This window comes from Acidovorax sp. FG48, from assembly GCF_057809085.1.
Genome location: NZ_JBMDJH010000003.1, coordinates 22,176 through 33,280 on the forward strand (window position 1 = coordinate 22,176; position 11,105 = coordinate 33,280).

Below are 11,105 nucleotides of genomic sequence, written 5' to 3' on the forward strand. Positions count from 1 at the left end.
CCAGTTGCTCGTCGCTTTTCACACCTTGAAGAAATTCACCGGCAGCCCCGCCACTTCCACGTGCATGCTGAACAGCGACCCTGCTGCAACCGCTGTCTGCTGTTCTTGAAGAGGCCTTCCCGCCCGCGCCGATGTAATGAACAGCGTGTGCAGATCCTCTCCCCCAAAACACACCATGGTCGGGCACTGCACCGGTGCGGCAATGCGCTGCAGCACCTCACCGGCTGGCGAAAGCTGCAACACGCAAGCCCCTTCGTACATGGCGACCCAGTAGTTGCCCTCCACATCCACCGCTGCACCATCGGGCCGACCACCGTAGGGTCGGCCGTCCACCTTGCGGTCAAACTGTGCCCAGGGGCGGCGGTGGGTGATCTCCCCCGTGGCCACGTCAAAGTCGAACTGGTCGATACGGTGCTCCGGCGTGTTAGACCAGTACATCGTGCAGTTGTCGGGGCTGAAGGCCAGGCCGTTGGCGGTGAAGTTGTCGCCTGCCATCTGGCGCACGCAGTAGCCGGTGGCGCTGCTGGCATCGGCCTGCAGGCGCCACAGCGCGGCATTCGGCGCTGTGCGGGGCGTGATGACCGAGCCTGCCCAGAAGCGGCCTGCTGTGTCGCAGCGACCATCGTTCAGGCGCAGCACAGCGGTGTCGTGCAGGTCAGCGGGCAGCAAGGCCAGGCAGGTGAGGGCGGTGGGGTCGGCGCTGTCCTTCGCGGTATCCAGAAGATAGAAACCGTTTCGTAACCCGATTACCAATCGTCCATCCGCTGCTGGCGCGCAGCAGCCGGGCTCGCTGGGCATGCGCCATTGCCGGTAGCGGCCGCTTTCGGGGTGCCATGCATGCACCGATTGTCCCTGGATATCACACCAGTAAAGGGATTTTTCCGTGGGGTGCCAGAAGGGCGATTCGCCCAGTTCGGATGGCGGCAAGGGCAAGGTTTGCAGGGACATGGGTTGAAGCGGGGTGGTTATCGAGTTACATTCTAGGGCCTCAGATACTGAGCCCCGGCACCATGCATGGGGCCTTGCCACCCACCGATGGAGACTTCCATGCACCCAGTTGTAGCGCGCGTGACCGAGCGCATTGTCCAGCGCAGCGCAGACACCCGCGGCGCCTACCTTGCCGGCGTTGACGCCATGATCGCCCGCAAGCCCGCCCAAGACCGCATGGGCTGCGCCAACCTGGCCCATGCCTATGCGGCGCTGCCGGGTTCTGACAAGTTCAAGGTCACGGTCGAGAAGGTGCCCAACATCGGCATCGTCACGGCCTACAACGACATGCTCTCGGCCCACCAGCCGTACCAGGGCTACCCTGCCATCCTGCGTGACGAAGCCGCCAGGCTGGGGGCCACCGTGCAGGTGGCAGGCGGTGTGCCCGCGATGTGCGACGGCGTGACGCAGGGTACGCCCGGCATGGAGCTGTCGCTGTTCTCCCGCGATGCCATTGCCATGGCCACTGCGGTAGCGCTGTCCCACGATGTGTTCGATGGCGCGCTGCTGCTGGGCGTGTGCGACAAGATCGTGCCAGGCCTGCTGATCGGCGCGCTGCATTACGGCCACTTGCCCTGCGTGTTTGTGCCCGCAGGCCCCATGGGCACGGGCCTGTCGAACAAGGACAAATCCAAGGTGCGCGAGCAGTACGCACAAGGTCTGGTGGGGCGTGACGAACTGCTCAAGGCCGAGTCCGCCGCGTACCACAGCCCAGGCACCTGCACCTTCTACGGCACGGCCAACAGCAACCAGATGCTGCTCGAAGCCATGGGCCTGCATGTGCCCGGCGCGGCGTTCGAGTCCCCCGGCACCGAGGCGCGCGAGGCCTTCACCCGCCAGGCGCTGCGCACCGTGCTCGACATCGGCAAGCGCGGATCGCGTTTCACCCCCATCGGCAAGCTGGTGGACGAGCGCTGCATCGTCAACGCCATGGTGGCTCTGCTGGCCACGGGCGGCTCCACCAACCACCTGATCCACTGGGTGGCCATTGCGCGCAGTGCAGGCGTCCTGATCGACTGGACGGACTTTGACGAGCTCTCGTCCGTGGTGCCCCTGCTGGCCCGCGTGTATCCGAACGGCGATGCCGATGTGAACCAGTTCCAGGCCGCGGGCGGCCCGCCGTGGATCCTGCGCGAGCTGCTGGCGGGCGGCTTCATGCACCCCGATGTATTGAGCGTGAACGCGGGCGGCATTGCCGATGGCGGCAAGAGCGCACCCGCCGTATCGGGCGACACCTCGGTGCTGCGGCCTGTGAGCGAACCCTTCTCGCCCACGGGCGGCCTGCGCCTTCTGCAAGGCCGCCTGGGCCGTGCGGTGATCAAGGTCTCGGCCGTGCCCGAAGACCGCCACATCGTCCAAGCCCCAGCGCGTGTTTTCGATTCGCAAGAAGCCCTGCTCGCCGCCTTCAGCGCGGGCGAGGTCAACCAGGACATGGTGGCCGTGGTGCGTTTTCAGGGGCCGCAGGCCAATGGCATGCCCGAGCTGCACAAGCTCACGCCCCCGCTGGCGGTGCTGCAGAACCAGGGCTTCCAGGTGGCGCTGGTGACGGACGGTCGCATGAGCGGCGCATCGGGCCGTGTGCCTGCTGCCATCCACGTCACGCCCGAGGCACTGGCCGGTGGTCCGCTGGCCAAGGTGCGCGATGGCGACATCGTGCGGGTGGATGCAGTCGCTGGCACGCTCGATGTGTTGGTGGACGATGCCGAGTGGGCCGCGCGCGCCCCGGCACCCTTCAACGCTCCATCACCCATCGGCTTTGGCCGTGAACTCTTCACCAACTTTCGCCGCCACGCAGGCGGTGCCGAACAAGGAGCCTGCACATGGCTGTAACCCCTGCTTCCACTCCCATGAATCCTCTCGACATCGCCAGCCATGGCCCGGTCATCCCCGTCATCGTGATCGACCGTGTGGAAGATGCGCTGCCCCTGGCCGAGGCCTTGCTGGCCGGTGGCGTGAAGGTGCTGGAGGTGACGTTGCGCACCGCTGCGGGTCTGCCTGCCATCGAAGCCATCGCCTGCCATCTGCCCGAGGCCGTGGTGGGTGTGGGCACGGTGCTCAACGCCGATGACGCCCGTCGTGCGAGCGAAGCCGGTGCGCGTTTTGCCGTGAGCCCCGGCTACACCTCGGCCGTGGGCAGCGCCTGCAAGGGCCTGAACCTGCCGCTGCTGCCCGGCGTGGCCACGTCGAGCGAAATCATGGCGGCGCTGGCCGACGGGTTCTCGTTCCTCAAACTGTTCCCGGCCGAGGCCGTGGGTGGCATCCCGCTGCTCAAGTCCTGGGCCAGCCCGTTTGGCCAGGTGAGCTTTTGCCCCACCGGCGGCATCACCAACGCCACCGCTTCCAACTACCTGGCGCTGCCCAATGTGCGCTGCGTGGGGGGCTCGTGGCTCACGCCCACCGACGCGGTGCGTGCGGGCGACTGGGCGCGCATCACGCAACTGGCGCGTGACACCCAGGCGTTGCGCAAGGCGGCCTGAGGGATCGCTGGCGCTGGGTTTGCGGCCAAAAGCGCCCCATGCGCTAGTGCATTAAGCGCTGGCAGCTATAAAAATAATAGCGTCTAACTTTAAAAAATCCGTGGCGCGGGCGGCACAGCGTGGCCGCTGTGTGTGTCGAGCCGGCTGGACTTGTCGCAACGCCCCTCTATCATGGCCACGCGGGGATACCCCGTGACCGAGCAACGATTGTTCAAGAGAGGGAGTTCGCTATGGATTTTGTTTCGGCTGTCAAAAGCTGCTTCGCGCAGTACGCCGGGTTTTCGGGCCGTGCGCCACGCTCCGAGTTCTGGTGGTTCGCGCTGTTCCAGCTCGGCGTGCTGGTGATTGCCACCCTGATCAGCCAAGTGCTCTACGGCATCGCTGCCTTGGCCCTGCTGCTGCCCGCGCTGGCGGTGGGCGCACGCCGCTTGCATGACATTGGGCGCTCCGGCTGGTGGCAGCTGCTGTCGCTCACCGGTATTGGTACCCTGGTGCTGATTTACTGGTGGGTGCAGCCCAGCGGGGAGTAAAGCCGCCGCAAGCTGACGCCCCGCGTTGGCGCCCATGAAAAAAGCCCACAGACCGTAAGGCCTGCGGGCTTTTATATTGCGGACTGCGCAGCGAGCACCGGGCTGCTGCGCAGGGGCCGGGCAATTACATGCCCATGCCGCCCATGCCACCCATGCCGCCCATGTCGGGCATGCCAGCAGCAGGTGCGTCGTCCTTTGGAGCCTCAGCCACCATGGCTTCGGTCGTCAGCAGCAGCGATGCCACGGAAGCGGCGTTCTGCAGAGCGGTACGGGTCACCTTCGTGGGGTCCAGGATACCCATTTCGATCATGTCGCCGTAGGTGTCGTTGGCAGCGTTGAAGCCGTAGTTGCCCTTGCCGTTCAGCACGGCGTTCACCACCACCGATGGCTCGCCACCAGCGTTGTAAACGATCTCGCGCAGAGGGGCTTCGATGGCCTTCAGGATCAGCTTCACGCCAGCGTCCTGGTCAGGGTTGTCACCCTTGATCTCGCCAGCCGCTTGGCGTGCGCGCAGCAGGGCCACGCCACCACCGGCCACGATGCCTTCTTCCACCGCAGCGCGAGTAGCGTGCAGGGCGTCTTCCACGCGGGCCTTCTTTTCCTTCATTTCGACTTCGGTCGCAGCGCCGACCTTGATCACTGCCACGCCGCCGGCCAGCTTGGCCACGCGCTCTTGCAGCTTTTCACGGTCGTAGTCACTGGTCGCTTCTTCGATCTGAATGCGGATTTGCTTCACGCGGGCTTCGATGTCGGCAGCGGCACCAGCACCATCGATGATGATGGTGTTTTCCTTGCCCACTTCGATGCGCTTGGCTTGGCCCAGGTCGGCCAGGGTCACCTTCTCCAGGCTCAGGCCCACTTCTTCAGCGATGACCTTGCCGCCTGTCAGGATGGCGATGTCTTCCAGCATGGCCTTGCGACGGTCGCCGAAGCCAGGAGCCTTCACAGCCACAACCTTCAGGATGCCGCGGATGGTGTTGACCACCAGCGTAGCCAGGGCTTCGCCTTCGACTTCTTCAGCAATGATCAGCAGGGGACGGCCAGCCTTGGCAACTTGCTCCAGCGTGGGCAGCAGGTCGCGGATGTTGCTGATCTTCTTGTCGAACAGCAGCACGAAGGGGTTGTCCAGCAGAGCGGCTTGCTTTTCTGGGTTGTTGATGAAGTAGGGCGACAGGTAGCCGCGGTCAAACTGCATGCCTTCCACGACATCCAGCTCGTTTTGCAGCGACTTGCCGTCTTCCACGGTGATCACGCCTTCCTTGCCGACCTTGTCCATGGCGTCAGCAATGATCTTGCCGATGGATTCGTCGGAGTTGGCGGAGATCGAACCCACTTGGGCGATTTCCTTGGAGGTGGTGGTGGGCTTGGAAGCCTTCTTCAGCTCTTCGGTCAGGGCCAGCACGGCCTTGTCGATACCGCGCTTCAGGTCCATGGGGTTCAGTCCAGCGGCCACGTACTTGGAGCCTTCGCGCACGATGGCTTGGGCCAGCACGGTGGCGGTGGTGGTGCCGTCACCAGCGTTGTCGCTGGTCTTGGAAGCCACTTCCTTCACGAGCTGGGCGCCCATGTTCTGCAGCTTGTCCTTCAGTTCGATTTCCTTGGCCACGGACACACCGTCCTTGGTCACGGTAGGGGCGCCGAACGAGCGCTCCAGCACCACGTTACGGCCCTTGGGGCCCAGCGTAACCTTGACCGCGTTGGCCAGGATGTTCACGCCTTCAACCATGCGTGCGCGGGCTTCGCCGCCGAAAACTACATCTTTTGCTGCCATTTTTGGCTCCTAAATTCTGAAAATCGTTAAACGGATAACGGTTTGTGGTGAAAGAAAGCGTAGCGAGCAGGTGTCAGGCTAGACGCACGGAGCGCAGTAACCGGAACGTACTTCCTGTACGTGAGGATTGCGAGCACCGCGCAACGACGCCTGGCGCCTGCGCAGTAGCTTTATTTCTCCACAACGGCGAACAGGTCGTCTTCCTTCATCACCAGCAGCTCGTCGCCGTTGACCTTGACGGTCTGGCCCGAGTACTTGCCGAACAGAACGCGGTCGCCGACCTTCACGTTCAGGGCGATCACTTCACCCTTGTCGTTCTTCTTGCCAGGGCCCACGGCCAACACTTCACCTTGATCGGGCTTTTCGGCGGCGTTGTCAGGGATCACGATGCCGGAGGCCGTCGTGGTTTCGCTTTCAATACGCTTGACGATCACGCGATCGTGCAGAGGGCGAAGGTTCATTGCATTGCTCCTGTTTTCAGTAAAAAAAGCTGATGGATTCAATCAGCCCCGGCCATCCGGGGCCACCAAACTGCCAGCAGGGAGCGCGGTGTTAGCACTCGTCTGCGGTGAGTGCTAATGATACGGGCATTTGTGGCCATTTCAAGACACCCCTTGCAGGATTGAAGGGGCAAATCGCAGCCCCTTCTCCTATTTAAAGTGGAAAAGCGTGCCCAGCACGGCCCGCGTTGCGCAGGACCGGTCGCCGCTCCGGAGATCGTTTTACTGTGGGGACGCGATCAGCCAGGCGTTCACTTGTCGCACTGTGTCATCAATGGGGTTCCCCACGAGTGCATTCAAACGTACGCGCGATGCGAGATACACATACCGCGCCTCTGCTAGGTCGCGTTGGGCAATTTGCAGTTGCTGTTCGGCGTTCAGCACGTCCACCATGGTGCGGCTGCCGACTTCGAACGACCTTCTGCTGGAGGTGACCAGCTGATTGCCGGATTTCACCGCTTGTTCAAGCGCTCTGACTTTCAAAACGCCTTCTGTAACTCCCCGGTATTCTCGGTGTACGCGCACAGCAAGGTCGCGGCGCACGGCTTCTAAATTTTCCTTAGTGCGTACATGCTCAGCTACCGCCTGTCGCACTGTGGAACTCACGTAACCCCCAGAAAAAAGCGGTACGCTGATTTGAATCCCGACCATACGGTTGGTGTTTTTAGAGCGTGGAAAGTTAATGTTCTCACTGCCACTGCGAGTGATCTGTGCAATGGCATCGACAGTGGGATAGTGCGCTCCTTCCGCTTTGTCGATCTCTGCCTGTGCGGTTTCCACGCGAGCCTTCAGCGCGCGAATTTCTGGACTATTGTCCTCCGCTTGTTGTACCCAATACTGGAGGTCCGCCGGCTGTGGTGGCATAAGCTCCAGGCGCTGTGTATCTACCCGTGCCAAATTCGTGGCAGGTTGGTGGGTGAGCACTTCGAGTTGTCTAGTTGTCAGATCCACTTGCTGCCTTGCACTCAGCACGTTTGCCTCGTCCATGTCGAGTCGCGCCTGGGCTTCGTCAATGTCGGTGCGCGTACCAGAGCCTGCTGCCAGAGATTTGCGCGCGGCATCAAGTTGGATCGTTGTGACTTCCTTTTTTTTGCGAGCCAGTTCTAGAGCGTCCTGCGCCAACAGTGCCTCCAGGTAAGCAGCTGCGACACGCGATCCCACGTCTTGCAGCTCGCTGTCCAGTGTCGCCTGGGCGTCTGCTACCACAGAGTTTGCTTGTCGCAGACCATCCATCAAGGGCTTACGGAAGAGCGGTTGACGAAGCTGCAGTGTTTGGTTGTAGCTGAAATACCGGTCACTGGAGGTCACATCCCTACCGAGGGCATTCTGCTGAGTGACATCCACATTGTTGTCGTATCGCCCCACATTGGCAGACACGTTGGGCAAGAGTTGGGAACGAGCCTGGGGAAGCCGTTCTGCCGCAGCATCACGTGCTGCCCTTGCCGCCCGGATCTTGGGGTCTTGCTCCAACGCTGCTTGATAGGCTTGCATCAAGTCGAGCGACCACGCCGGTGCGCTGGATGTGCCGACTATGGAAAACAGAACAGCGGTGATCACCCATCGGCTACTATGAGGTGTTAAGCGCATTTTTACTCTTCCTTCATGGAGGCTGCGAGACGCTTGGTCAGCGGGTTGATCAGGTACGTCAGCATGGATCGCTCTCCAGTCTTGATCACAACCTCGGCCTGCATACCAGGTTGCAAACGGTGTGTGCCGAGCTTCTTGATACCTTCAGGTGTGACTTTGACGCGTGCCAGGTAGTAAGACACTTGTCCGCTACCCACTTGCTCTGTCAAAAGATCGTTGGAAAGGGACGTCACTTCACCCTCTACCACCAATTGAGGTGTGTGTGCAAAGGCGTTGAATCGCACGTCCGTTTTCAGCCCAGCGTGCACGCGATCAATAAAGTGCGGATCGATGCGAGCTTCCAGCAGGAGCGCGGCATCTTCCGGCACAATGTCCATCAGCTTTTGCCCGGGTTGGATGACACCGCCGATAGTCTGCACTGCCAGGCCAATGACCTGACCCGTAGCGGGCGAGCGAATTTCAGTGCGCTCCAGGTCATTTTTTACGGCAGCGAGCTTCTCAGCATCTGACTGAACTTCACGGAGAACGTTGGCCAGGTCGGTTTCCACTTCCTTGCGGTATTCCTGGCGACGTACTTGCGCCTGCTGGCGCAATTCTGCGATCGCTCGTTGTGCCCGCAATGTATTGCCATTCAGTTCCACGATAGACGTGCTGACTTCCGCTACCTGGCGTTCCAGCTCTAACTGGCGGTTACGTGGCGCATAGCCCTCCGCCACCAGACTCCGCGTGTTCTTCAGTTCCTCCTGTATCAGGGCCAATTGGTTGCGGCGCTGGCTCAACATGCCTTCATAGGTCGTGAGCATGCCTTGCTGGCTCTGAATGCTCTCCTCGATCCCCTGAAGGGTGGCCCGTAACGAGTTGCGCCGCGTCAGCAAAAGCTGGCTCTGCGTTTGCATCTGGATCTGGATCAAGGGGTCCGAGCGGGCTTCGAGCAAATCGGGGTGGAACGTAATCACGTCCTTGTCGGCCTGCTCGGCAGTCAGTCGGCCTTGCATGGCGCGCAGACTCAGATAGCGCTGGCGCACACTTTCGTAGTTGGAACGCGCTGTGGCAGAGTCCAGCTCGATGAGCGTGTCACCTTCCTTGACGGTCTGGCCCTCATGGACTGCCACTTTCTGAATGATGCCGCCGCTCAGATGCTGCACGGTCTTGCGCTTGGTGTCGATCATGACCGTGCCTTGGCTGGGAACACCTTCGTCCAGAGGAGCCAGGCCCGCCCAGAGCAGGAAGCCACCAAAGCCGAGACCCAGGGCCCACAGCCCGATGCGTGCAGCGCGGCCAGTATCTGATGCCGACGGATCTGAGTTTTCGTCCGCAGACGTGGAGGAGGGGGAGATATTGGAGTTAGCCATAAAAATGAGTCAGCAGACAATCGGTTCCAGATAGGGCTCCTGCGTCTGCACTGGCAGACCTTGCTGCAGGGGCGGTAATAGGCAAAACATGGGACTAAGAGGACCATCGCTCCCATCCATGCCATTGCGGGCGGATGAGAACTGCACAGCATGTCAGCAGCACCGCTTCAGGTGGGCAATGGCACTGGGGCAGCTTGGGCTGGCTGCTGTCTGTGCGCCTGCAATTGCGCCAATACAGCGTCGCGCGGACCCTGGGCTTGAACGCGGCCATCCTGAAGCACCACCAGCTGGTCTGCCACTGCAATAGCGCCTGGGCGGTGGGTGATCAGGAAAATCGTGCGCCCCTTCGCCTTGAACTCGCGCACAGCCTGCATCAGAGCAGCTTCGCCAGCGTCGTCCAGATTGGCATTGGGCTCATCCAGCACAATCACCGCAGGATTGCCGTACAGCGCCCGTGCCAAGCCCACGCGCTGGCGCTGGCCGCCCGATAGCAATCCGCCAGCTTCACCCATGGGCGTGTCGTACCCTTTAGGGAACCGTAAGATCATCTCGTGCAGCCCGGCGCTGCGTGCAGCCGCAATCACTTTTTCGGAATCTACGTCGCTGAAGCGGGCAATGTTCTCGGCAATCGTGCCGTCAAACATTTCCACGTCTTGCGGCAAGTAGCCCACATGCGGCCCCAGCTCGGTCCGGTCCCAGCCCGAAAGTGGACGTTCGTCGAGCAAGACCTCGCCACGAACGTCAGGCCAAATCCCCATCAGCACCCGTGCCAGTGTGGATTTCCCCGAGCCCGAGGGCCCCAGAACCACCGTTACCGTGCCCACATCAGCCTGCAGATCCACGCCCTTGAGGATGGGCTCCTTGCGCCCGGGGGCGCTTGCTACCACCTCCTGCAGGCGTAACGCGCCACGGGGAGCCACCCGTGTCAGGGCAGGGTCGCGTTCGGGGTGGGCCTCCAGCAACGACTCGAGGCGCTCAAAGGCATTGCGCGCGCTCAAGAATCCGCGCCAAGTACCCACCAGCTGGTCAATAGGGGCGAGCGCGCGGCCCATCAGAACATTTGCGGCGATCATCGCACCAGCTGTCAGCTGACCATCAATCACCAGCAAGGCGCCGGCCGCCAACGCAAACGACTGCTGGCAATAGCGTACCCACTTGCTGATGGCAGAGATGCGGTGGGACAAGGCCTGCGAGGCGCCCTGCTGCTCCATATGGTGTACGTGGCGTTCTGCCCAGCGCTTCTGCAACCCGCCCAACATACCCATCGACTCCACCACCTCCGTGTTGCGTAGCTTGGTTTGCAAGAACAGGTTGGCTGCCTGGCCAGCCTTGGAGGCTGCATCTGCGGGGGCTACGGTGTTGCGATGTCCAAACCATGCCAATGCCACCTGCACTAGCGTGAATGCCATTGCTACCCAGCCTAGGAAGGGGTGCAGGAAGAACAGAACCGCCAGATACACCGGCATCCAGGGCACATCGAAAAATGCCAAGGTGCCGTTGCCAGTAACAAATTGCCGCAGTTCGATGAGGTCTTGAAAGGAGCGCTGGGCTGCCGCCCCCGAACGGCTCAAATTCGCCTCGAAGCTGGCATTGAACACGCGGGTGCCGAGCGCAGCGTCCAGTCGGACGCCAATGCGCACCAGCAAGCGTGACCGGGCCCATTCAGAAAATGCCATGACGCCAAACAGGAACAGCGTGATCAGCGACACAAAGATCAAAGTGAGCTCGCTGCGACTGACCAGCACCCGGTCGTATACCTGGAGCATGTACAGCGTGGGGGCCAGCATCAGCAAGTTGGCGACCATGCTGAACAGGCCCACAATCAAGAACTCGTACTTGAAAAGACGCAATGTGCGCGTAAGCTCACTGCGGGAGAAAAAACTGAATGCCTTCATGGGCGC

Annotated in this window: 9 protein-coding genes; 3 read left to right on the forward strand and 6 right to left on the reverse strand. The window is 61.7% G+C overall.

From position 1 onward, the window contains the following. Positions 1 to 18 precede the first annotated feature (18 nt). Positions 19 to 948 (reverse strand): SMP-30/gluconolactonase/LRE family protein, encoded by a 930-nt coding sequence (locus ACODSU_RS05010; RefSeq protein WP_488840585.1) that lies wholly within the window; start codon positions 946 to 948, stop codon positions 19 to 21. Between the two features lie 99 nt (positions 949 to 1,047). Here ACODSU_RS05010 and edd point away from each other — a divergent pair, with 99 nt between their 5' ends. From edd to ACODSU_RS05025, 3 genes are all read left to right on the forward strand, one after another. Then, a complete protein-coding gene (gene edd / locus ACODSU_RS05015; protein WP_488840587.1) occupies positions 1,048 to 2,817 on the forward strand; it encodes a phosphogluconate dehydratase in 1,770 nt (589 codons plus the stop codon). Then, the gene (gene eda, locus ACODSU_RS05020) at positions 2,808 to 3,464 is read left to right on the forward strand and encodes a bifunctional 4-hydroxy-2-oxoglutarate aldolase/2-dehydro-3-deoxy-phosphogluconate aldolase (RefSeq protein ID WP_422848780.1); all 657 of its coding nucleotides are present in this window, start codon (positions 2,808 to 2,810) and stop codon (positions 3,462 to 3,464) included. Before edd ends, eda begins: the two co-directional genes overlap by 10 nt. 230 nt (positions 3,465 to 3,694) lie before the next feature. Continuing rightward, positions 3,695 to 3,994 carry a DUF805 domain-containing protein gene (locus ACODSU_RS05025; RefSeq protein ID WP_309826537.1) on the forward strand — a complete coding sequence of 100 codons (300 nt, stop codon included), beginning with the start codon at positions 3,695 to 3,697 and terminating at the stop codon, positions 3,992 to 3,994. Between the two features lie 124 nt (positions 3,995 to 4,118). On the opposite strand, the gene groL is transcribed toward ACODSU_RS05025, so the two are convergent. The 5 genes from groL to ACODSU_RS05050 form a co-directional block, all read right to left on the reverse strand. Continuing rightward, complete coding sequence (groL, locus tag ACODSU_RS05030) at positions 4,119 to 5,765, reverse strand: chaperonin GroEL (RefSeq protein WP_015012624.1); 1,647 nt, start codon at positions 5,763 to 5,765, stop codon at positions 4,119 to 4,121. Positions 5,766 to 5,935: 170 nt separating this feature from the next. Continuing rightward, positions 5,936 to 6,226: a co-chaperone GroES gene (locus ACODSU_RS05035; RefSeq protein WP_015012625.1), complete on the reverse strand. Its 291-nt coding sequence runs from the start codon at positions 6,224 to 6,226 to the stop codon at positions 5,936 to 5,938. 261 nt (positions 6,227 to 6,487) lie between these two features. Next, positions 6,488 to 7,852 (reverse strand): TolC family outer membrane protein, encoded by a 1,365-nt coding sequence (locus ACODSU_RS05040; protein ID WP_488840588.1) that lies wholly within the window; start codon positions 7,850 to 7,852, stop codon positions 6,488 to 6,490. A gap of 2 nt (positions 7,853 to 7,854) precedes the next feature. Continuing rightward, positions 7,855 to 9,204, reverse strand: coding sequence for an HlyD family type I secretion periplasmic adaptor subunit (locus ACODSU_RS05045; protein ID WP_488840590.1), 1,350 nt, complete (start codon positions 9,202 to 9,204; stop codon positions 7,855 to 7,857). Between the two features lie 167 nt (positions 9,205 to 9,371). Further along, positions 9,372 to 11,099 (reverse strand): type I secretion system permease/ATPase, encoded by a 1,728-nt coding sequence (locus ACODSU_RS05050; protein ID WP_488840592.1) that lies wholly within the window; start codon positions 11,097 to 11,099, stop codon positions 9,372 to 9,374. Between the last annotated feature and the right edge of the window lie 6 nt (positions 11,100 to 11,105).